Genomic DNA, 23,436 nt, shown 5'->3' with positions numbered 1-23,436 from the left:
CATGAGTGTAAATACTTTTCGTAAAATCCCACTTGAAAAATTTATAGATTTAAAAGTAGATTATGCTTTTAAACAATTATTTGGTACGGATAAAAATAAGGCTATTACTATAGTATTCCTGAATGCTTTATTAAATCGTACAGGGAGAAATGCTATTAAAGAAGTTACTTTTATAAGTCAAGAATTTGGTAGTGAACATGTAGATGATAAGCAATCTCGCTTGGATATTTTAGTGAAAACACAAGATGAGCTATTTGTTAATGTTGAAATTCAATTAACCAATCAATACGATATGATGAAACGAACACTGTACTATTGGTCAAGAATTTATACTTCGCAACTGCGTAAAGAGATGGGGTATCATAAATTACGACCGACAATTACTATAAATATTTGTAATTTTACGTTATTTGAACACACAAAAAATTATCATTCTATTTTTCAACTTTATGATAATCAAGATAATTTGAAAATGGATGACGTACTTGAAATACATTTTATCGATATTAATCGATTTATACAGCAATGGTATGCAAAACAATTGGATTCTTTTAAAAATGTCTTGGATAGATGGTTAATGCTACTGGGAATGGTTGATGGACGTAAACAGAAAGTCTATGAAGAAATTTATTTAGAATTGGAGGAGCTTGCCATGAAAGATGAGGAGTTATTCAATGCTATGAATGTTTGGCAAGATTTAAGTCAGTCCCCTGAAGATTATTATGCATATCAATCTCGTTTGAAATATATCCTTGATGAGGCGGCGAAGCTAGAAGATACAAAATATATAGCTGAGCAAGAAGGGCTATTGAAAGGAATAGAACAAGGCATAGCACAGGGAATAGCACAAGGTATAGAACAAGGTATAGAACAGGGTATAGAACAAGGCATTAAACACGGAGAAAAAAAGGTGCAGAAGGAAATTGCGTTAAAGTTATTGAAGAGAGAAACCAATATTGAAACAATCGCAGAATTAACAGAGCTAACAATTACTGAAATTAACCAGTTAAAAGAATTACTTGATTAAAACTTTAGGTGCCGGGCACTCGGAATTTTCATAATTGTTTGGGTGCCAGGCACTTCTTACATTTTCCTTTTTCGATTCAACATAAAAAAGTATAACCATATTACTAAAATACTATAAATAAAAATCCAAATATATTGCCAATAAAAAATGGCTGGTATTACGTTGATGCTATCATCTGAACTCATCATTTCTAAAGAAAGATGTACTGGAGGTAAGAGCCATAATAGACCCTTTACTTGTAAAATAACGCTTTTTAAAGAGGCGATAGCTAAAGAAATAATTAAGATACTAAGTACACCCCACCAAGAATTTTGTTTATTCTTGACTAGTTCCCTTGTGAAAATGGCAGAGAGTGCAATAGCAAGCATAGAAAGGCTAAAATGAGCTAGGAAGCCCAATATGATATGCCATAAACTTGGTCGTTCACCAAATGCACCAATTATTATAGGGTACAACACTGACACACAGCTTAGACAAAAGCCAATTACAAAACAAATCAAATAAAGCGTAACAAAATACACATTTTGCCCTTTAGCATGTAGTATAGTAATGACTTTTTGTCCCTCGTCCTCCGCATGAAATATTGTTACTGTAAACCATCCCATTAGTAAAAATAAAAGAGTCGCAGTAAATGAGTAACTGTCCAATATTGGATTTGGTACAAATGCATAGTTGACTACCGTACATAAAATGAAAATGAAAAAAGGGGGAAGGTATTTATAAGTTCTTATATAATTACTAAATTGATAGTGTAATAAACTTATCATGTATTTAATAAGCCTCCTAGAAATGACTATGAAATTGTTCCTTCTTTGAATTTAGAGGCATAAGCTGTTTAATGGTAGCTTCGTGTTGAAGTAAGGCCAAAAGGGTTTTGTCTGTATCTCCACTGTTTACCGTTACAGTTAGCTCTTGATTGCCATTATTTAATGTGCGCATTTGTTTGATTTGGATAAAGGAAAGTACTGTATCAAGTGATTGGTCGCTGGGTAACTCAAACACTATTAGATTGTTTTGGTTAGAAGCGTCTGTAAATGATTCCAGTTGTACCACTTGGCCGCCTTCCATTAATAAAATCCGATCCACTAGGTTTTCTAATAATTTGGTTTCGTGACAGGTTAATATAATACTATATCCATTCTCTTTTAAAGACAAAAGGGTGTTTTCTAATTCATTTTGGGCACGAGGATCAAGTCCAGATAAAGGTTCATCCAAAATTAGAAGATGTGTTTCTTCAAGCATTGCCTGCATAATCATAATCTTTTGCTTCATGCCTTTTGAAAAATGAGTAATTCGTGTCGACCGAACCTCTTGCATATTGAATAGCTCAAGTAATTGATTTATTTTTTGTTGTAATGGCTTACGAGGTACACCACTTATTTTACCCATATGAAAAAGATACTCTTCTGGCGTAAAGAGTACATGTGGAGGAGTAATTTCGGGGACGTACCCAATTTTTAAAGATTGTACATGACTAGTAACTGCGCCACTATCTGAATCGACGATACCTCCAATAATTTTTAGTAGCGTACTTTTACCACAACCATTCTTCCCTACAAGTGCGACAATTTCCTCTCCATAAATGGAAAATGAAATGTTATCTAAAACTTTCTTTGTTTTATATTGTTTAGAAATGTTTTGTACTATCATTACTGTATTCATTCGTACACACCTTTTTTATTAGTGATTAGTGCCAGTCACTCGAAATTTTCAGAATTGTTTGAGTGACAGGCACGTAAAAGAATTAGGTACTGTAATATTTATTTAGTGCTGTTTCTAAGCGTTCTTCTAAATGTTGTGAAATATAGCCAACAACAAATTGCTCTTTTTCCATTTCAATTTGCGAGGATTTAAAAATTTTTGCGAAAAACCCTGACTTATTCTCCATAGAGTATTGCTGTAGTGCCTCCGTGCGTAAAGTGGACACGATTTCGTTTTCAATATGACGCTCACGGATTTTTTTGACGATATCTTTGACACTACCTTCTTGTAACTCTACCATTTGCTTTTGGAGATTTTCATTTAGATGTTTCAATTCGGCTGTTTCATTTTGAATTACCTCTATTTGGCGGCTTGATTCGGAAGAGAGCTCTTGTAGATTTTGCGCTAAAAAATCTTGATTAATCGTAATGTTTAATGTCCGTTGCTTTTCATCTGGTTCCATATGAAATAAACCAGTTTGTATCATTTGCTGAAGGACACTACCTAATACATCGACTTTGTGGGCTAAATTATCCGTAAAATCAAGAGTAGTGGCAGTAATTTGATGTTTAATCTGTTGATTACTATCATCAATACCTAGCAGTAGTTTTAGACCTTTAACACGGTATTCATCCTTCAAAAGTAGAATCATGCGAAGTCGTAAAATAGCAGGGAGGTCTAAGCGAATATTAGTGGTTTGATGATAAGAGGCGCTATCAAAAATATACTGATCGAAAGGTTTGATATAGTAACGCAGCATAGCATCTGTTATTTCAAACCAACCTGCAACTTCTGAAATGCTATAATATTCTTTTTCATGGATATGTGTTAAATAGGCATCACCATAAAGTGTTTCTACTAATGGTGTATGTTGTAGTACGACAAACAATGGATCATGCTGCACAACTCCGAGTACCAACTCTTTTGCATCACTTATTTCTAGCATTACTTCTACACCTCACTTTATTTTTCTTGAACTAAACTCTCTACTAGGTTTCTATTCTTTTAAGTGCAAATGTATGCCTATTTAAAGTAGGATTATTTGATGTTTTTAAGCTTTCTAGCGAGATGGTAGTTTGTTAAATGGAGGAGTGAGAAAACCTTTTTACATTAATGGCGTGCTTCCAACAAACTGAATCAAGAATGGTGGTAAACCAAGGTTTTAGCTAAACACGTAATGCTAGAGCGAATATAGAAGAGTCAATTGAAGTCAGCCATAAAGAAAATCGTGTTGATCAAAACAAAAATATCCATTTACTGGTTATCAAGCCTTTTTCATCTTTTCTTTAATGACCATGAGCTTACAAAATTTAGATTGAAGCTTATGTCCATTATTTATGTAATTTTTATAATATGAAAGCAGTAAGAAAATGCCTACTTTAATAACAGTGGGTGGATAGAAATCAGATGATTACTCAATAGCTGTTTAGTGAGCATATCTTGCATTTCAGTAAATATAACGTTGTCCTTTATTAGAATTTGCATCTCTGTATACTTATATTGACATTGAAATTCTCGGATATACTGTGTAATAATTGGCAAATTGTCGTTATTTTTAATTTCTACCTCCACAAAAAAAGGCAAAGTTAATTGGGGTGGCGAAAAACAGCCACGGCGAATCCAAATAGCTTCATTTACATAATAACGAATTGGCAATTGGCGATCACTTGCTATAAATAAGTCCATTAAGTTCTCCTTCAAAATGTAAAGTCACAAGTATAAGAATTATTATAATTATAGCTTTTTTAGTTGAAATTGTCTTGAAAGAGCCTTTAGACCAACGCCAGATGTCATTCTTTTCTGTAGTTGCACCCAGGATCTGAATTACAGGGAAAACAACAAATAAAAAGTAAGCAAGAGATGCACTTGCTTACTTTTTGTATTAGTGAATATCGCGTTTTTTGAAATTGCCACCGCGCACTTCTGAAACATCAGAAATGACGACAAACGCACTGCTATCTATGTCTTTAATAATGGATACCAACTTATTTTCTTCCATACGGTTAATGACACAGTTTAATATTTCAGTTGGTTCGTTTGAAAACCCGCCACGCCCTTGTGTATAAGTAACGCCACGTCCTAAACGAGCTTGAATGGCATCTCCAATTTCCTCAGATTTTGCACTGACAACACGGACGTCTTTGGATTTTTCTAAACCAACTTGAATAATATCAATAACATTTTTCGCAATATAGTACGTTAAAGCGGAATATAAAGCACTCTCTAATCCGAAAATAAAGCTTGCCCCTAAGAAAATAAAGGCATTGATAAATAATATAATATCTCCGACTGAAAACGGTATTTTACGTGATAGTAGTACGGCTAATACTTCAGAGCCATCTAAAGCACCACCATTACGTAAAACAATTCCTATCCCAATTCCAAGTAACATACCACCAGATAAAACAATTAATAAAGGATCATTCGGTCCTAAAATCGTTTTAACGTCATGTAATAGAACTGTGGAAATCGATAACGCAGCAATCCCAGCACAGCTCATTAATGCAAATGTTTTTCCTACTTGTTTGTAGCCAATATAGATAAACGGAATATTTAATACAAAGAGTAGCACGCCTAATGGAATTTCAAATAAATGGGCACCCATAATACTAAGACCTGTAACGCCACCATCAATCACATTGTTTGGTATTAATACAGCTTCAAGTCCATACGCTGCGATGATTGCCCCTGTAATAATCATGATAAATTTTCGTATATTTTCAAGTGACTTGCTTTTTTTCATAAATCTTCTCCATTTCCTTACAAATTAAATCCTGTGTTGTTACTTACGATTTTGGAATAATATTTACTGCGATTGTTTTTGTTTCCGTTGTATGGCTTGAATCGGACATATTATAGTATCTCGTTAATAAATCGTTCAAATCATTTTGAAAGTGGTTAAACTGTTCTTTCGTTAAGGATAAGTCCAGTAATGAAAAAGTTGCAGAATCTACGATATGTTCATCTTCTTCACATAAGTTTAAATAATTTTGATACTGAGACAGTAGAGCTAATTGATAGTACGAAATATAGTTGAGTTTTTGCTTTTTCGTTAGTATTGACCAATCCTCCTTACTTATTTTTGCAGCATCTTCATTTAATGCATAAAATTTTTCCGTTACAGAACGTACTTTTCGCTCCTTCACAATTTTAATGATGCTTTCATCCATTAATATTTGAATGTGGCGATATAAGGTAGCTTGCGGTACATCTTTAATAACAGAAATCATCTCTAAGGTACTTAAGCCTTCGTCTGTATTATGCATCAGTGCTTGTAAAATTTTCATTCTCACAGGATGCATTAAAACTTCTGCTTTATTACGCATCTACGAGCCTCCTAATTGAAGAAATGATATGTAGAAAGACAAAACAAATGTTATCATTTTGAGAACATTATCAAAAAATATATTATATTTTTATCCAAATGTACAGTAAAATGCTAACGGAATTTTTTTAAGCATTATTAAGCTGGGGCAAATGTAACTCATATTTGACATAACAAACTTATCATAAAAATTAATGCAAAATAGGAGCCCCGACAAATCAGAACTCCTTCAATTCAATCAAGGATAGGCTGTCTCTATTACAAATATAAAGGAAGCTAGGTTATCGAAATATTTGTAACTTAGTGGTTTAGTGCTACTAGAACTTTTGTATACTTTTTCAGTCTAATATTAAAATTAACAAATCTAAGGAGGGATAATTTGTGGTTAGTTCGTCTGTAGTGAAAAAATTGGTTGTGCCAATTGTGTACGTAGCGGAATGGATTTTGTTCTTGTATGTTCTACTCTGCATTGTTGTTTTCAATTTGGTGAATTTGACAAATGTTATTGCTGTAGATATGGCTTGGGAGGAATCTATTAACTTTACAGCATCTTTCATTAACTCAATGATAGTAGTGTTGGGTATAGGCTTAATTTGTTTCTTTTACATCAAGTTTTTAGCAGGCAGTAAAGCATATAAACGCTTCAAAGAAGTGGTATGGGGCGTTTTATTCGGTATAAATACGGTAAGTTGTGTCATTTGTGGGAGCATCGTTTATGGATTTAATTTCATTCATGCTGATGGAATAATACTGTTAACCACTGCTTTTATTAGTGCACTTTTAACAATGCAAATTATAATGAAACAAGATTTTGAAGGTCAGTAAAAAATAATTTAGGTTGTTCAAAACATAATAATCTCCCTTTACTAAATAAACTGTATGGAGACGCATAGCAAATAATCGAGTAAGGGTATCTACGCAAAAATTTTAATCGAGGTTGATTCTTTAGCTAGTGCGTTTTCACACTCATATTTATTCAAATCCTATTGCATCAGCATAAAAAGCTATAATTAAATAATACATTGGTAAAGTTTCGCTATATTAAAATACTAATAATAACCCTAATTAAAATGTACTGAATTATAGTTAATTTTGAAGTATCTAATTTAATAAACTTTTTTTGCTAATTAATGAAACATTTTCTGTAGAAAAAGCGTATAAGTATTAGTAACACCAATCTATATAATTAAGGGGAAATAAAGTATGAAAAAACCATTAAAAAAAACTTGGATGATTGCATCAGCATTTACACTAGGGATGGCTATCCTAACACCACTTCAAGCGGGAGCTACAACATTAGAAACAAAGGATAGTAATATTAATGTTCAATTAGAACAAAAAATATCCGGCACTATTAAAGAAGTCTTCGGCGATGGCATGAACTTGAAAGGAATAGATGGTAAAAATTACTTTATTAGTTTTAGTAAATTTTCTACTGAACAAATTGAGAAAATGAACTTAGTAGTAGGACAAGAAATTTCTATAGAAGGTAAAGTAGTAGACGATTATTCAGACTTTTATACATTTGAAGTGTATAAAAAAGACCTTCCTAAAGAGGTAACTAAGGAAGATTTAGGAAAATTGGAAAAGTTGTTTAACGAAATTAAAAAGTTAGAAAAAGAAGCGTCAGTTGAGGTTGAAAAAGAAGTAACAGAAGAAGAGCTTGAAAAGAAATATGAAGAAATGGAAAAAATTTATGACGAAATGTATAAAATTACAAAACCTTATATATTAGCAAATTGGGAACCAGAGACTTTTGAACAATATTTAGAAGGCTTTGGGTTTAGTGAGGGAAATATAGCTATTAAAGAAAATGATAAAAAACAGCTTCAAGCTATTTATGAAGAGTGGGTAAAGCTTGAAAAAAGTGGTGATGAAGAAAAAGCTAATTTAAAATATGAAGAGTTGTATACAATCCTTCAACCATATCTTGATGAATTATACCCACCACAAACGTTTGAAGAATACATGGAAGGAATGGAATTAGACATTCCTGCTGAAACGATGGCGAAGTTAAAAACGTTATTTGAAGATGCACAAAAGGCTGAAAATGATGAGAATATGGAGTTGTCTGAAACGGCATGGAATCAATTCCATGATCTTCTTAGTCAATTCATCGAGCCGTTAACATTTGAAGAATACATGTCTGATTATGACTTCGAAGTTAGTAAAGAAGATAAAGAGCAATTAAAAAAATTGTATGAAGAAGCCATGAAACTTGATAATGAAAAGGCTGACGAAAAATGGGAAGCGTTTTACAACATTCTAGAACCTTATTTTGCTTTAAATAAAGAAATTCTATTCTTCGCTTCTAAACTAACAATAAACAATCAAGATTATCTTCCACAATCAGAATAATCGTAACCATAAAAAATAATTCAGCCATCTGCTAGTAATCGACAATCGATAATAGTAGATGGCCTTTTCTATAAGATTTATAGTAAAAACATTGCGACAATGGTCGTTACAATAAGACCTATCGCTACAGGTAATAAATTGCGCCTTGCAAGCTCAAATGGACTTACATTGCAAATCGCAGCTGCTGGAATGAGTGCCCATGGAATAAGTGTACCGCCACCAATAAAAGACATATTATTTAGCTGTAACAATGGTTATTTCTCTAGCTTGTTTACTGCTCCTATAATCATCCTTTGTATCAACGACTATTTGTTCGAAGATGGTGGTCATTAATTGTTTGCGTTCGTAATCATCGGCATTGATCCATAGGGTATCAATATTGCGAATAATCGCCCGAATTTCCTCATGATGGCGATCGTCCAGCAGCTGTATCTTTTTTAAACTTGCTTGAATTTCTTTTTCTTTGTTACGCAATTTTTCGCTGTCTCGAATTAACTCATCAATACCAATAATATCATGTTCAAACATCGTTTTTTTCTTGTGTAAAAGCTTTTGCACAACAGCTAGTTCCTGTTGTAATGCAGTCAATTGTGCCGCTGGAAAGCTAGCATCCCCCTCATTACTTGTAAAATGGCCACCGACCAAGTCATCCCATTGTGCAAAAATGGCTTGCACTAAATTACTTTCTAAAATCATATGACTAGTACAAGCTTTACCAGCTTTCTTACCAGAACATCGATATGTTTTTTTCTTGCCTGCTTTATGACCAGCCATCGAATGCCCACAGCGTGCACATTTTAAAAGCGAGGAAAAATAGTAATTGCTCGTTTCGCGCTTGCCACCTAATGTTCTACGCTTATCTAACAAATCTTGTAGTGCCCAAAATTCATCTCGATCGATAATGCGTTCATGATTACCTTCAAATAGCACCCGTTCACGCGGTGGTTTTTTTATGTCTTTTGGATTTAAGCTAAACATTAAATAACCCGCGTATGTCGGATTATTGGCAATATCCCGCACACTATCGACATGCCATTGTCCGCCTTTTCGAGTAGGGACACCTTTACTCGTTAATTGCTTGGCAATTGTGTAAAACCCCAATGTTTTTGCTAACGTAAATATATCCTTTACAATTTGCGCCTCTTCTTCATCGATTATTAATGCACCATTCACTACTTGATAGCCATAGGGAGGGGTGCCTCCTTTCCAGTAGCCCAACTTCACTTTCTTTTCCATGCCTAAACGCACCCGTTCAGCGGTATTTTCTCGCTCCCATTGCGCAATCGCCGCTACCAACGTAATAAACAAACGTCCCATTGCATTGGTCGTGTCGTACACTTCCGTAGCCGATTTAAATTTACATTCATATTGGTCCAACTCAGCCAAAATCGTATGTAAATCAGGCACAGAGCGAGTTAGACGATCTAGCTTATAGACAAGTAAAACATCAATGCCCCCTTGTTGAATGCGCTGCAACATCGTTTGAAAATGGGGGCGATTTAAATCTTTAGCAGAATAGCCATCATCGACGTAAGGCGCCTCAACAATGTCCCATCCTTGTGAAACACAATAAGCCTCTAACTTTTCAATTTGTGCAGCAATCGAAAACCCATGCTTCGCCTGTTCGTCGGTGCTAACGCGAACGTAGATAACGCATTTCATAAGTATGTCACTCCCACTCTTAGCGTTATTATTTCTAAGAACGAATAACAATTTTATAACTGACTTTTACACAGATACTAAAATGCCTGCAACGAAAGAGCCTTTATATAACATAATTTATTACGAGCATCCTATGTTTAAGACTATACTTCGGTTAATGTCACAATTATTCTAAAACGATGTGGGACAATAAGTAGCATGATACAGAAACAAGAATGGTTTATTTTAATGGAAGGTTGTCATAATGAAAGTGGGATTTGAGTCAATGTACATAACAGAAGAATGATTGAAGGTTTAAATTAATTAGTTTATCCAGATATTTTCAAATGTTTGTGCTTCGAGTTGAAGTGCTTGAAGAATTTTAGGGTTTACTTGCGTGGCTACATGTAATTTAGCTGTTTTCACGTTTAATACAGCAAATACAATGTTTGGTGGATAAGGCTCTTTCGATTGTGCTTCTAACATTAACGTTAGGATTGGTTGAATGTTGCGTTCATTAATTTTTTCTGTATTTCCTTTAAAAAATAATTTTATTAAATGGGGTACGCCGTCTATCACTAAACCGAGTTCGGGAGATGAACGGACTACTAAGCCATTAGTAGATGTCCACAGGGATTTAGGTGGATCAAACCATTCAATTTTCTTGTTCCGTGTAAATTTTTTAAATGCCTTTATTGCTTCGGTATAGGAATTGATTTTTCGTTCGTGAACTTCAGTTAGTAAGGTATCTAAATGATCAAGAGATTGATTTTGCTCATAGCACCATTTAATACGCTCTCGCAACTGCTTCCAATGATCTTTTACTGGATGATACTCGCCTTGATTTTTAATATCATTAATTTTGTTCATCTTTGCCAGCATGGTTTGCCTAACGGTGAAATCGATAAACTGTGTTAAACCAACAGACATTTGCTCTTTTTTTGTTGTTTTAATTTTCAGTCACCTTCCTTTCTACAATCATTTTAACAGAAAGGTCCATAAATGGGGATATTATTTTAGATTTAGTAAGTAGTCAATATCGACTATAAATGGTCTTATGCAAGTGACAAGCCCATTCGACATATTCTGATAAAAAGGAGTGTGGGAATGACGGCAGTCAAATTGACAGAAGAAAAGGTTCGAAAATTATTGCCGATTATTGAAAGTATTCTGTCGCGGGAATATGGCAGGAAGGTAACACTAAAGGATTTAACAGTGGGGGGTATTACAGTTTATAAAGAAGATGGCGCGAAATAGTGCATTCACAAGATTTTGGGCATAAACTGATAGAAGTATGTCCTTTTGCTACAATTAATTAAATTATCATCATCTAAAAATCTCTATTTTTGTTAGATTTTTGACAACCTATATTTCTATTGATAAAATATTACGATATTAGTAGATAAAGTAAGTAATATAAAGCAGAGTAGGAGGAGCATAATGAAAAAATTATTTATTGTGTTATTAGCAGCGGTGGTATTTGCAATTGTGAATCCAACAAAATCAGAGGCTATTAGATATGATGGCGCAGAAGTATATAAAGATCAAACGGGGAAAATGACGTTTACCAAAGACATTAAGATTTATAAGAAAAATGAAGATGGTACATTTGATTCGTTAGTGGTGAAACGCAATAATTATTTTAGAACGTATGAAATTGAAAAATATGATGGCAAAACCTTTTATCAAATGGGGCCATATCGAGTACAAGCAACCAATCTAGTAGTTTTTAAAGAAATACCGATGAAAATTCGCGCATCTTTCTATGCAAATGTAACGTATATCAATATCAATCGTAACAGTGGCGAATATGGTAAAATCTTTACGGAATGGCGTGATACTTCCATATCAGATATGAATGGTGATCAAATGTTACGATATTGTGAGGACACTGGAAATGGTTTAAAGTGCGAAAAGCATTATCCTGGTTCAGATATGAAAGTTCTTGATACAAAATTTAAAAAAGCCGGTGTTCGTTATGAAGTAACGGAAGACTCAGAAGCGAAAACCTATCCATTAGAAGGTTCCAAAACGGAAAAAGCGATGCCAAAAGGAAGCATAGTTTATTCAGTAAGTGATTCCATTAATGCTTACCTATGTGTAAAAGAAGACTTGGAAGCAAAAGATGAACAATGTACGTGGCTTCCTATTGGAATTTTAAAACCGATTTATTAACGTGCTGACATAGTGAGAAAATGCATATTTGTATCGTTTTAAAGCCCAGGTACTCGATTGTTGAGCCTGGGCTTTATTGTTAGCTTATTCTTTTTTTTTTCGTTTTAATTTGATAAGTAATACCAAACACTATGTTAAAAATTAAACAAAAATTTAACGGATTTAATAAAGCCCAAAGTAAACTTGATTCTAATGCTAAAAGCAATAAAATCCACAAAATCAAGCAGACATAATAGGCCAATATCATGGGTAAACAAAAAACTTTATCTAAATCCAGCATACAATTTCCTCCTATATACTAATCAAAACAAGAGGACGCTGCACCTGACATTGCTCCGCCTGCTGCACCTATAATAGCTCCTCCAGCAGCACCTACCGCATTTCCGATAACAGGAAGAACGGATCCGACACCAGCTCCTACCCCTAAGCCACTTAATGCACCAAGATAATACCCGCCAAGAACACCTAGTGTACATTTCCATTTAGAACGAGCCAATCTAGTCGTATGAATCGGTTGTTCATCGTTATGTAATTCTATAATCAGTCCATTAGCAACTGATTTATAAACTAAATGCACCTCATTACCATGACTATCTATCGCTTGAGTTGGCAGTATTTCTGTATAATCACCTTTTGTAACTATTATATTCCCAACTTCATCATTTTCAATTTTTGCGTCTTCATTTAACAAATCTAAACGCATGGTACTTTCATTTAAAATGGTAATAGCAAAATCGTTTTTCTGTTCAGCTGCAGAAACAGTGGATGCAGGTAAGCCAATATTTGCCGTGAAAAAGAATAAGAGAACCAAACAAGTCAGCATAAAAAATAATTTCCTCATTTGTATAACGCCTCCTATAATATTCTGATTATTCTTATATTTTAAATAAAAAACATAAAACTGAAAGTATAATACACAAAATTGTAACAAAAAAATTTGTTTGGATTTCAATAGAGAATACTTTAATCGATACTTATTTTTAAATAGCATGATACAGATTGTTTGAATAATAAAAGGGTATTGTTCATTAAATTGTGTGATTAATATAAACACAAAAATATTTGAATTATGCAAAGCGATTAATGAACATGGTGTTGCGTTTCTGCTCGTCCTTCAAAATCCAAAAAAAATGAGCATAATCGTATCAATAATAAGGGCTATATAGTGAAATGGCGATGAACATAAAAAATAATCGACTGCATAAAATTTTAATTATACGTAAACAATACGTATAAATTCATTGACTCCTTTCTTTTTTTATACGTATAATACACGTATAGCGGAAAGGGGTTAAAAAATGAAAAAGAGAGAGTTAGAGAAACGCTTCTCGGCTAAAGGATGGGAATTTTTGACCCATGGTGGTAAACATGATATATGGATGTCACCAACAGGCAAGAAAGAACAAATTCCTAGGCATAGAGAAGTTAATGAAGAATTAGCAAAAGGGTTAATTAGAAAGCACAACCTGTAAAAGGGTTTGCTTTCAAGCCCAATAAAAATAGAAACGAAAGAAGGTAGAAAATGAAAAATGTTGTAGTTTATCCTGTGGTTATTTCACCCCTATCAGCAGACGGTTTTCACTTAGTGACAATTCCTGATATTGACGGGATTACCCAAGGGGAAACTATTGCTGAAGCTATTGAGTATGCAAGGGATTATATAGGTAATGCTATAGCTTTTGCTGATGAACCAATAAATAAACCGAATACGGTTTCTTTTACACCAAAAGAAAATGATATTGTAACACTTGTAGATATTGATATAGAAGCACATAAGAAAGCTTTAGATTTAACACCAGTTAAAAAAACGTTAACTATTCCTAGCTATTTAAATGATTTAGGTATGAAACAAGGTATAAACTTTTCCCAAACTTTAACGGATGCTTTAAAAGATAAATTACTATAATAAATAAATTAGCATAATAAATTCACGAATAATTTAACTCTCTCTTTTTATTTTCGGCTTGATAATTTCAAGCCGTTTTTTATTTCTTTTCATTTTTTGAATTTCTTTCCGTTTTTTTATAATCCATGTTCAAGAATTCGTGGGTAAAAAAGTCGAAAATATTTTTAAATACAAATTGTATGAATTATACAAAAAAACCCCTTCTATGAACTGCACCCCCATTGTTAGACACATCTAACAATGGGAGGTGCAGTTTTTTAATGGCTAAATATACTGCAGAGGAAAAATTACAAGCAGCTTTACGATACTTAGAAGGCAAAGAAAGTTCACATGAAATTGCTAAATCGATCGGGACAGATCATAAGGCAATTCTTAATTGGGCTAAACAATATGAGTATAACGGTGTAAAAGCGTTTATAAAATCGTATACAAACTATACAGCACAGTTTAAACTAGACGTACTAAACTTCATGATTGAACACGGTACGTCCTTAATAGAAACAGCGGCTATCTTTGGTATAGCAGCTCCATCGTCCATTATTCATTGGCGAAAACAGTTTGAAACAAAAGGATTCGGCCCTTCAATCAAAGGAAAAGGGGCGTCCATCCATGAAAAAAGAAACCAATAAACAACCAAAACAAACACCAGTACAAGGCTCACCAGAAGCACTTCAAGCTCGTATCAAGCAGCTTGAAATGGAAAATGAGTATTTAAAAAAGTTGAACGCCTTAGTTCAATCCAAAGAAACATCACCAAAGAAGACAAAGTAAAGGTCATCTATGAATTAAGGCATAAATACTCGGTGAAGGCACTTGTCGCATTCGCACAGATTCCACGTAGTACATATTATGACATAGTGAAGAAACTGAATCGTCCCGTTCCAGATACCGACTTAAAGGCTGAAATTCAATCTCATCTATAACGAATATGAAGGCCGTTACGGATACCGTTGCATTCGTGATGAACTCGCAAATCGTGGACGAAGAGTGAATCATAGGAAGGTACAACGTATCATGAAAACACTTCGTTTAAAGTGCGTAGTCAGAATGAAAATGTATAAATCATATAAAGGGACAGTCAGTAAAATCGCACCGAATATTTTAGACCGCAAATTTACAGCTGAAGCCCCTAATGAAAAGTGGGTAACAGATATTTCAGAGTTTAAATTGTTTGGTGAAAAACTCTATTTATCCCCTGTTTTAGACTTATTTAACGGAGAAATTATTACTTACACAATTGGTCATCGACCAACGTATTCACTTGTCTCAGGAATATTGGAGAAAGCATTAGAGAAGTTACCAGAGGAACGCCAATTACTGATGGATTCCGATCAAGGCTGGCATTATCAAATGAAGCAATACCGTCACGCACTTGCATCAAAAGGCATTGTGCAAAGTATGTCACGTAAAGGCAACTGTTATGACAACTCGGTGATGGGGAATTTCTTTGGGATTTTGAAATCGGAATTCCTTTATTTAAAGGAGTTCGAAAGTGTTGAGCATTTTAAATTGGAACTTGAAAACTATATAACGTATTACAACACGAAACGAATTAAGGCAAAATTAAAACTGAGTCCGGTACAATACCGAACTCAGTTTACCCAAGCTGCATAAATGAAATAACCGTGTCTAACTTTTAGGGGTCACTTCATTTTATACTAACTTAGGAGGGGTTTTATAAAATATAATTTAATTTAGCTTAAGTACACGGCTTTGGTAGCCGCCTTCAACTCTATATCTACATCTTCAATTGAATGTAGTTCAAACATTTAAATAGATTCTTTAAACTTATTTTCTTGGATGTATCCAACCCTCATAAATACCAATTACAGTGGATTTTCCTGTCAGTGGATTATATCCAGGTTTAGTAGATACTAAATTAAGTATACCACCCCAATCGCCGCTCCAATAGTATACTTGTTGCTCAACCTCTGAGGCCTTATAGTAAACTTTTTCGATTCCTGAAACCCATCTTTCATGAACAGCATAAGGAGTTATTACTTCATTGTTTTGCGAAAACTCGCTATCAATTCCGATTTTTATATTTTCAATATTATTATCTATTTCTTCTGCTGAAGAATCTATTTCTTCTATTTCTTCTATTTCTTCTGCTGAAGAATCTATTTCTTCTGCTGAAGAAATTAGTGCCCCCGATAGAGTTAGCGATAATCCTAGTAGGACACCACTAATTATTTTTTTAGTTTGCAAATTTAATTCCTCCTATAATTTAATCCTTTAAAAGCGCTGTAGAAAAGATAGCTACACTCGAGTTAAGTAAAATATACCACTATAAATATGGTTATTCAACATAATTTTCTAAATATTTATTTTTTTGTAAATAATCATTTTTTTATATGTGATTGGACTTGTATGAATTTTATTTCCAAAAATAAAAAACAGAAAATGAATATATAAAACCAAGACACTCCGTAAAAGGCGGTCTAATATTTGTCTTATGTAGGGATAAGTGTACCGCCACCAACCCAAATTCCAGTGATTTGTCCGAGTGCGGTTAGGGTTGCTGTACCTCCTCCAATCGCATTGCCAAATAAGCTACCTATTGACCCAGCTAGCGAAATGCCAGAGAATCCCGAGCCGTCTAAACCTGTAATGGCACCTACGATCGCAAGGGTCACGACCGCAATTTCTTTCGTTAATGGTACAACGGCGGCTAAGCCGACACCAAGATCATTGACAATGCCATGAGAAGTGGAAGGGAGGTAGTCACCGATAATTTTGGTGAATCCGGAGTCACCAAGATAGAAGAAAGCTGCAATGGGGATAACGGGTCCAAATACTTTAAATCCAAATTGGAATCCTTGAATTAAATAATCTGTTGATTTCTCAAATCCTTGTTTTTTATGTGCAACAAGACAGAGCACAAACAATATAAAGACAGCTGTCCCACCAATTAGAGCAGTAGCGTCACCGCCTTGCAGTTTTAATACCGACATCGCAATAACATCGAGCAAAAAGGTGAATGGAATAAGCATCGCAAAAAATCGTTTTTGTCCACGGGTAAGCAAATGTTCATCTGTCACTTGTTCTATACCATCATTCGTTACAGATGAAGTTGTTAACTGAAGAGTGCCTCGCTTCATATCACGTTTTAATAAGATAAAAGCAGCTATCGTCGTCACAAGACCCATCGTCATAACAAGCGGAATACTGGCTGAAACAACATCCCCTACTGGAATACCTGCTGCATCTGCAGTCAACTTTGGAGCGCCTTGAATCACAATATCACTAGATAAAGCAATTCCGTGACCAAATAAGTTCATTGCCATGGCAACGCCCAACGCTGGTAAACCCGCTCGAATCGCTACAGGTAGTAGCACTGCTCCTAATAATGCTACAGCAGGAGAGGGCCAGAAAAACCAAGAAATAATCATCATTAAAATACCAATCGTCCAATAGGCGAGTGTCGGTGTTTTAATAATTTTTGTAAATGGTGCAACCATGACCTCATTAATACCAGAAGTTATTAACACACGACTCATTGCAACAATAATGGAGATAATCAAAATGGTCGATAACAGCTCCGTAATCGCGTAAATAAAGCTGTTAAAAACCCCACTTATAGACGAGGTGAGATCACCCGTAGCGATAATCGCAAGTAGGAAAATGCCAAGAATACAAATGAGGGTAGTATCCCGACGTTTTACCATAAAGCCAATAATTAAAACAATAAAAATAACATAAATCCAATGGAGAGAAGTAAGTTCAATCCCCATATAGTTTCCCCCTCAAAATAGGTCTAATTATAGAATATGAGAGGAATTTTAGATGGTGATTAGTTTCGGGAATAAAAGGAGGGAGTCGATGTGATAAAAATACACAGCAGGTTCATTTCATAATAATTGTGGTTAAAATAGAAAATTTTAAAAATTATTTCCATCAAATTTATAATAATGCCATTAGTCATTGGATTGTAATAGAATGTCTTGCTTTAAAACAAATGTTTTCATTAATCATTGTTACATAAAAATGAACTAAATTAGTTGAACCCAGTGGCATTTGTGAGAGGGTAATGTGTGATACTACGGTGAACCGTATCATAAGTAAATGAGGTTCTGGAGAGTAGATAAGCTTTGGGGGCACTCCTTTTTGTAATTCATGTTCCAATCTGCTGTGGGTGTTGTGATAAGTGAATAACAATTATTCTATAAATAAACAATATATTGGTAATTTTCATAATTGTAAATGTTACACCTTTTGGTAAAACTTAGTAGAAATATTAAGCAAAATAAAAAATGTACACTATTAAAATTGAATTTAGTAATGTACATTTTTATTATATGTGCGACATTATAAACAAGTTATGATGTAAGAAACCATCGATGTACAATTCGTTTTATAACTCCTCATTTTTGTTGATTAGCTATTTTATTTAAACTAGTTGAGTTATTATTAACTATTGTGAAAGAATTTATTTTTTTACTGCATACTTTTCTAAGTCTGCACTTGCGCGGTTTACCATCGCTGCCATTTGACCTCTCGTGACATGATTAAATGGATAAAATCCTCCATCTTCTCTTCCCTTAATAATCCCTTTACTACTTAATTTTAAAATATCCGCATATGCCCAAAAATCTTTTGGAACATCATAAAAATTGGAATCATCCGTAGGTAATGGATAATTTAATACTCTCGATAATATCCCTGCTAATTGTGCTCTTGTGATATTGGCATTTGGATCGAAAATGTTTTCATTTGTTCCATTCACAATATGATACTTATAGGCAATTTCAATAGCACGTTTTGCCCAATGATTTGCTGGCACATCCTTGAAATAATTAGGTACAGTTTCGTTTGTTGTGTCTAAACCGATGGCATTAATAAGGATAGCAGTAGCCTGAGCTCTTGTTAAATTACCATTTGGATCATAAGTGTATTCGTTTTTGCCGCTAATCCAGCCTTTTCGGTAAAGGGCCATAATATCCTGTTCTGCCCAATCATTTTCCGTATCTATAAAGTTATGTTCCCCGTTTACCCAAGAAGAATAAAATTTCCAAATACCATTATCCGCTTGAGTTAACTCCCAGCTACCTGTTCCTCTTAACTGATATTTCTCTACAAGTCTTAACTTATATTTTAAAGATAAATCATTTTCGTACCATATCGTGTAATTTCCTGGTACTAGCTTTTTGCCACCGATATAAGTTGGAGAGTCACTGCTTTTTACTGTAAATTTGGCAAATGCTGATTTTGAAGTATTATCAAAATAAAATTTTCCATTATGGCTATTCACAATAGAGTTTACGGCATTATTAGCAATGCCGTCGCCTCCAATTTCCACATCATCTTTCCAAATTCGTCCATAAAAAGGAAGCCCTAATACTATTTTTTTTGGATGAATCCCTTTATCTAATAAATATTTAATCGAATTTTCAACAAATGATAAACTTGCGACAGGACCAACTGAACCACCATTATAGCTTTCATCATACGCCATCAGCATTAAATAATCGCTATACTCACTTAGTTTCGTGTAATCATAAGAACCATGCCACCCAGTTGTCCACCCATATGGATTTGCAGCGACTGCTATGGATATTGTTTTATTATTAGGCATTTTTTCACGTAATAATCGAATGAAATCTGTAAACTCTTCTTTATTTGTATAGTTTAAATTTTCTATATCAATATCGACGCCATCTAAATTATTTTTCACAACAGAATTGACGATTTGAGTAGACAATATTTCTCGATTTGTCATTGCGATTTGTGCCAATTTACGGTCCCAATGATTAGAAATGAATGGCACAACTTTTAATCCTCTATTATGCATTGCATCGACTAAACTTTTATCAATCGTAGCACGCAAACTACCATCTGCATTTAAATTAAAAAAGTTAGGTGTTGCCGTATTTAACGCACCTTGGGTCATATCTATATTTTTTATGAAAGAGCTTGTATTTCCGCTATATAAATAGGACATATGTATATCATTCTCTGAGGCATTAGCGCTAAACGGAGTAGCTAATAAAGTAGTGAGCATAGCTGGTATTATCAAATATTTTATTAATGGATTCTTCATTACTTTCTTCCTTTGTAATAGATTTTATCCACTTTATTATCTATTACGTTAGTAAACGTTATCAATTATTAAAATATGGTTTCATTGAGTTGTTTTGTAAATTTATGATATGAAGGGTTAAATATAATCATTGCTTTTGGGCAGGCTATTTTTGAGAATGTTTTACCATTTGAAAGTAAATTTACTTTTGCGTAGAGTTATTAATAAACATTCTGAACAAAAATGTAAATTAAATCAATAAAGGTAACTACGGTTGGCGGGTAGTAATTGAAAAATACAGTGCAAGCAAGTGCTGGAAGTAAATAATTGTTACTATAGAATAGGTTCTTTTTACAGTATTTTATGCTTTTAGGATCAGAGGACTTTATTAGGTGTCACAAAAAGTTTTTTTGAAGAAATTAACCAATCAGTTTGGTCTATTGGAAGTAAATATGAACGATAATCAGAGTTAGTCGACATGACAAATCAAGGGCGTAATTAGTCAAGTTATTTTGTAGTTGTGTGTAAAATTTTCAGGAATACCTGTTAAAAAATTGTAATGATTTAATTCTTCAATTCACTTCTGTTCTGAATTATACTTAGTATAATAGGTTTATTTATTCTTATTATCCAAGTTTTGGACCCGGTGGATAGGTGCAGGGGGTATCTCTTAAAGGGGTTGTTACTTTATATCAATCAAAACTTAATTGCAATATGAGATGGAGATTGATGCAAAATCAAGACTAATAGATAAATTGAAATAGATAGGGATATTAAAATATTTCTAGATTACCATAATGATTAAGCCAACTGACGCAATTTTTATGGTTTGTACCTAATATCAAGTTCCAGAAATGACAACAGTAAGTTGGAAATTTTAATTCATAGTTACAATGAAAAATTAAATTTGGAGGACTTTATTTTGAAAAATATTCAAACAGTACTTGTTGTATTTTTTACTTTGTTTTGTCTAATTGGCATTGTAAAAGAGAAGGCTTCTGCTTCTACGACAAACATTACACTAGAAACAGCAAAAGAAATTGCTATTAAGAAATTTGGGGGGCAGGTAATTGAAGCGAGTTTTGATAATGATGAATCCCATTTCGAAATCACTGTTCTAACGAATACAGAAAAAGTTGAAATGGATGTTGATGCTAATACTGGTCAGATACGGGTTACAGAACGTGAGGTTAATAATTACTTTATAGATGTAGATGTCAACGATCCTAATAATTTGCCTATTCATTGGGCTAGAAAAATGGGTTTAATAAATGGTTATAAAGACGGGACTTTTAGACCGAATAATATTGTGACAGAAAGACAGTTCGCAAAAATACTGGTGAATTATTTTAAGCTAGATAATAAGAGCAATGGCAACGTTTCAGAAACGGAATTAAATTATAATATTTTAGCTAAGTATGGGGTTCCATTAAACGGATATAACGATACTAAGTTGAAAGATATGGCTGTGAATAGAGGTATTGTTGCACAAGCAATTGCTTATTTAGCCAATGGAAGTAATAATTTGAATGAATCTATCCAATACTTATTACAAAATAAAATAACGACAGGGCAAAATAATGAATATCAAAATATCAATATTCAAAAATATTTTGGTTCAGAAAATGTGCTGACTAGAAAGCAATTGGTAACGTTTTTTTATAGATTAAATTACGCTAATATTACTAATATTTCATCTGTTGCTTTAAATGTTTATACACTCAATACATCGAGTGATACAATGTCAGATCTAAACTATACTATACCTTCAAAACCTTCATCAGCTCAATTCATATCTCAGGACAAGGCAATTGCAATAGCAAAGGAAAAGGTTTCAGGTAATGTTACAAAGATAGAGTTGGACTATGATGATGGAATTGCTATTTATGAGATCGAAATACAAAATGGTCGTATAGAATACGATATCGAGATAGATGCAATAACAGGTACTATTCTAAAGCTTCAAAGTGACTATGATGATTAAATTTCGACATAACTGCTAAAAAGAGTGACCTCAAATGTAACTGTTTGGGGTCACTCTTTCATAATCATTTCCTAGTCATTCTTATAACTTTATATTTAGTATTCTAAGCAGTTATTACCGTTATCCGAATAATAAAAATATCTAAGAAGAAAATTCTAGTAAAAAATTATTCTTTATAAAATGAAGAGAAAAGAGGGTAGATAAATAGTAAAATTTTTGATTTAAAAGTTCGTTTAAAAAAGCACGAGAGAATCAAGTTTTATTATCTAGATAACTATGGACTGGTTATATGTTGTAAAATAATAAGGTAACAAGTTAGTTAAAGTTAGCAACACTCGAGTTAAGGTTCTTACAAAATACACAATGCTTTTAATGTAAATATTTTTTAATTATGGAATAAATTTATTTCGCTGAATTTTCAATTAATTTAACTTTTCCCATGTTGTACTCCATTTTATAATAATTACAAAATAGTTATTTACATGAATGGAGGAATTGAAATTGCGTAAAATATTTATTTTAGCATTACTAACAATTTTTTTGCTTCCTACTGTAAATCCAGCAACGGCTCAAAGTTATGGACTTTCTGTAATAGAAAAGGATAGCATAGAGGACTTTAAAGATTATACTTTTGAAGATATTCTATCATTAAAGCCTTTTGTCCATGTCGAAGATGGTTTTTTCGTCCTTAATGAAAACGGTGCAAGTGAAGCTGGAATTGATTCTATATTAATTAAAGGCCAACAAGAGTATTTTATTTTTTTAAATCAGCAGGTTAAATTAAATGCGATTAGTGTAGCATCAGATTTAACTATCCAGAGACTATCAAATAATAATGAAAATCAAAACAATACATTTATACGATTTACAAGGTGTAGAGGTGTAACTACCTCGCCTGAATATTTCTGGTGGGGTTATAAAACAAAGTTAAATAGTTGTGATACGGCTAAAGTGAGTTCTGATGCAGGTACAATTGCAGCAGGTGGCGCGATAACGACAACGAGTCTCACTGCTCTTGGGGTTTGGTTCCCTCCTTTGCTTGCTGTTGGTGCTATTTCTGGACTGACATCTGGTTACTTCTGGCTACTTTCGGAGCGTTTAAATGCTAATAATAAAGGTAGCGGTGTTATCGTAGATATGACTTGGGCAACAATTTATAATATTACGTCTCAATAATAAGGAAAATGAGGCAGGGTGTATAATGAAAAAACATTATCTTTTTATATTAATTTTCATTCCTATATTTGCATTAAATATATATTTTGGATATTTAGTAATTTGGAAGAATCAGAATGAATGG

The 23,436-nt window shown here is 33.5% G+C and carries 23 protein-coding genes and 1 pseudogene; 10 read left to right on the top strand and 14 right to left on the bottom strand.

All coding sequences use genetic code 11. From position 1 onward, the window contains the following. Window position 1 precedes the first annotated feature (1 nt). Window positions 2-1,027: an Rpn family recombination-promoting nuclease/putative transposase gene (locus FC748_RS10620; RefSeq protein WP_167492667.1), complete on the top strand. Its 1,026-nt coding sequence runs from the start codon at window positions 2-4 to the stop codon at window positions 1,025-1,027. A gap of 56 nt (window positions 1,028-1,083) precedes the next feature. Here FC748_RS10620 and FC748_RS10615 read toward each other — a convergent pair whose 3' ends face one another. The 6 genes from FC748_RS10615 to FC748_RS10590 form a co-directional block, all read right to left on the bottom strand. Beyond that, window positions 1,084-1,794: an ABC transporter permease gene (locus FC748_RS10615; RefSeq protein ID WP_108029649.1), complete on the bottom strand. Its 711-nt coding sequence runs from the start codon at window positions 1,792-1,794 to the stop codon at window positions 1,084-1,086. A gap of 16 nt (window positions 1,795-1,810) precedes the next feature. Next, on the bottom strand, window positions 1,811-2,689 hold the full coding sequence (locus tag FC748_RS10610) for an ABC transporter ATP-binding protein (protein ID WP_108029650.1): 879 nt from the start codon (window positions 2,687-2,689) through the stop codon (window positions 1,811-1,813). Between the two features lie 82 nt (window positions 2,690-2,771). Continuing rightward, entirely contained in the window at window positions 2,772-3,674 is a 903-nt protein-coding gene (locus tag FC748_RS10605) for a hypothetical protein (protein WP_108029651.1), read from the bottom strand. Window positions 3,675-4,102: 428 nt separating this feature from the next. Continuing rightward, window positions 4,103-4,414 (bottom strand): hypothetical protein, encoded by a 312-nt coding sequence (locus tag FC748_RS10600; protein ID WP_024364790.1) that lies wholly within the window; start codon window positions 4,412-4,414, stop codon window positions 4,103-4,105. Window positions 4,415-4,610: 196 nt separating this feature from the next. Further along, the gene (locus FC748_RS10595; RefSeq protein WP_024364791.1) at window positions 4,611-5,471 is read right to left on the bottom strand and encodes a YitT family protein; all 861 of its coding nucleotides are present in this window, start codon (window positions 5,469-5,471) and stop codon (window positions 4,611-4,613) included. A gap of 43 nt (window positions 5,472-5,514) precedes the next feature. Then, window positions 5,515-6,054: a helix-turn-helix domain-containing protein gene (locus FC748_RS10590; protein ID WP_024364792.1), complete on the bottom strand. Its 540-nt coding sequence runs from the start codon at window positions 6,052-6,054 to the stop codon at window positions 5,515-5,517. 380 nt (window positions 6,055-6,434) lie between these two features. Here FC748_RS10590 and FC748_RS10585 point away from each other — a divergent pair, with 380 nt between their 5' ends. After that, window positions 6,435-6,878, top strand: a complete 444-nt coding sequence (locus FC748_RS10585) for a hypothetical protein (RefSeq protein WP_108029652.1) — start codon at window positions 6,435-6,437, stop codon at window positions 6,876-6,878. Between the two features lie 378 nt (window positions 6,879-7,256). Further along, on the top strand, window positions 7,257-8,411 hold the full coding sequence (locus tag FC748_RS10580) for a hypothetical protein (protein WP_108029653.1): 1,155 nt from the start codon (window positions 7,257-7,259) through the stop codon (window positions 8,409-8,411). 77 nt (window positions 8,412-8,488) lie between these two features. Here FC748_RS10580 and FC748_RS22070 read toward each other — a convergent pair whose 3' ends face one another. The 3 genes from FC748_RS22070 to FC748_RS10570 all read right to left on the bottom strand — a co-directional run bounded on the left by FC748_RS22070 (window position 8,489) and on the right by FC748_RS10570 (window position 10,922). Then, the gene (locus FC748_RS22070) at window positions 8,489-8,662 is read right to left on the bottom strand and encodes a hypothetical protein (protein WP_158497867.1); all 174 of its coding nucleotides are present in this window, start codon (window positions 8,660-8,662) and stop codon (window positions 8,489-8,491) included. Continuing rightward, entirely contained in the window at window positions 8,646-10,073 is a 1,428-nt protein-coding gene (locus FC748_RS10575; RefSeq protein WP_108029654.1) for a recombinase family protein, read from the bottom strand. The genes FC748_RS22070 and FC748_RS10575 overlap by 17 nt, the downstream gene beginning before the upstream one ends. A gap of 303 nt (window positions 10,074-10,376) precedes the next feature. Continuing rightward, window positions 10,377-10,922, bottom strand: a complete 546-nt coding sequence (locus FC748_RS10570) for a hypothetical protein (RefSeq protein ID WP_137102299.1) — start codon at window positions 10,920-10,922, stop codon at window positions 10,377-10,379. A 237-nt stretch (window positions 10,923-11,159) separates the two neighbouring features. Here FC748_RS10570 and FC748_RS22065 point away from each other — a divergent pair, with 237 nt between their 5' ends. Both FC748_RS22065 and FC748_RS10565 read left to right on the top strand, forming a co-directional pair. Then, the gene (locus tag FC748_RS22065; RefSeq protein WP_167492666.1) at window positions 11,160-11,309 is read left to right on the top strand and encodes a hypothetical protein; all 150 of its coding nucleotides are present in this window, start codon (window positions 11,160-11,162) and stop codon (window positions 11,307-11,309) included. 183 nt (window positions 11,310-11,492) lie between these two features. Further along, window positions 11,493-12,227 (top strand): hypothetical protein, encoded by a 735-nt coding sequence (locus FC748_RS10565; RefSeq protein WP_108029656.1) that lies wholly within the window; start codon window positions 11,493-11,495, stop codon window positions 12,225-12,227. A gap of 79 nt (window positions 12,228-12,306) precedes the next feature. Here FC748_RS10565 and FC748_RS10560 read toward each other — a convergent pair whose 3' ends face one another. Further along, window positions 12,307-12,507: a hypothetical protein gene (locus FC748_RS10560; protein ID WP_108029657.1), complete on the bottom strand. Its 201-nt coding sequence runs from the start codon at window positions 12,505-12,507 to the stop codon at window positions 12,307-12,309. An 18-nt stretch (window positions 12,508-12,525) separates the two neighbouring features. Then, window positions 12,526-13,068, bottom strand: a complete 543-nt coding sequence (locus tag FC748_RS10555) for a hypothetical protein (protein ID WP_108029658.1) — start codon at window positions 13,066-13,068, stop codon at window positions 12,526-12,528. A gap of 457 nt (window positions 13,069-13,525) precedes the next feature. On the opposite strand from FC748_RS10555, the gene FC748_RS10550 reads away from it, so the two are divergent. From FC748_RS10550 to FC748_RS10540, 3 genes and pseudogenes are all read left to right on the top strand, one after another. Continuing rightward, the gene (locus FC748_RS10550; protein ID WP_108029659.1) at window positions 13,526-13,699 is read left to right on the top strand and encodes a type II toxin-antitoxin system HicA family toxin; all 174 of its coding nucleotides are present in this window, start codon (window positions 13,526-13,528) and stop codon (window positions 13,697-13,699) included. 50 nt (window positions 13,700-13,749) lie between these two features. Continuing rightward, on the top strand, window positions 13,750-14,133 hold the full coding sequence (locus FC748_RS10545) for a type II toxin-antitoxin system HicB family antitoxin (protein ID WP_108029660.1): 384 nt from the start codon (window positions 13,750-13,752) through the stop codon (window positions 14,131-14,133). 260 nt (window positions 14,134-14,393) lie between these two features. Beyond that, window positions 14,394-15,747, top strand: a pseudogene (locus tag FC748_RS10540) (IS3 family transposase). 174 nt (window positions 15,748-15,921) lie between these two features. On the opposite strand, the gene FC748_RS10535 reads toward FC748_RS10540, so the two are convergent. The 3 genes from FC748_RS10535 to FC748_RS10525 form a co-directional block, all read right to left on the bottom strand. After that, entirely contained in the window at window positions 15,922-16,341 is a 420-nt protein-coding gene (locus FC748_RS10535) for a hypothetical protein (RefSeq protein WP_108029661.1), read from the bottom strand. Window positions 16,342-16,586: 245 nt separating this feature from the next. After that, window positions 16,587-17,867 (bottom strand): hypothetical protein, encoded by a 1,281-nt coding sequence (locus FC748_RS10530; RefSeq protein WP_238600118.1) that lies wholly within the window; start codon window positions 17,865-17,867, stop codon window positions 16,587-16,589. Window positions 17,868-18,562: 695 nt separating this feature from the next. Next, window positions 18,563-20,173 (bottom strand): glycosyl hydrolase family 18 protein, encoded by a 1,611-nt coding sequence (locus tag FC748_RS10525; RefSeq protein WP_108029662.1) that lies wholly within the window; start codon window positions 20,171-20,173, stop codon window positions 18,563-18,565. A gap of 901 nt (window positions 20,174-21,074) precedes the next feature. Here FC748_RS10525 and FC748_RS10520 point away from each other — a divergent pair. Both FC748_RS10520 and FC748_RS10515 read left to right on the top strand, forming a co-directional pair. Beyond that, window positions 21,075-22,136, top strand: coding sequence for a PepSY domain-containing protein (locus FC748_RS10520; protein ID WP_167492665.1), 1,062 nt, complete (start codon window positions 21,075-21,077; stop codon window positions 22,134-22,136). Between the two features lie 501 nt (window positions 22,137-22,637). Next, window positions 22,638-23,312 carry a hypothetical protein gene (locus FC748_RS10515; RefSeq protein WP_108029664.1) on the top strand — a complete coding sequence of 225 codons (675 nt, stop codon included), beginning with the start codon at window positions 22,638-22,640 and terminating at the stop codon, window positions 23,310-23,312. Window positions 23,313-23,436: the final 124 nt, after the last annotated feature.

Origin of the sequence: Lysinibacillus sphaericus (genome assembly GCF_005217585.1) — a bacterium.
GTDB lineage: Bacteria > Bacillota > Bacilli > Bacillales_A > Planococcaceae > Lysinibacillus > Lysinibacillus sphaericus.
The sequence above is the reverse complement of the archived record's forward strand: the minus strand, read 5'-3'. Positions and strand labels throughout refer to the sequence as shown.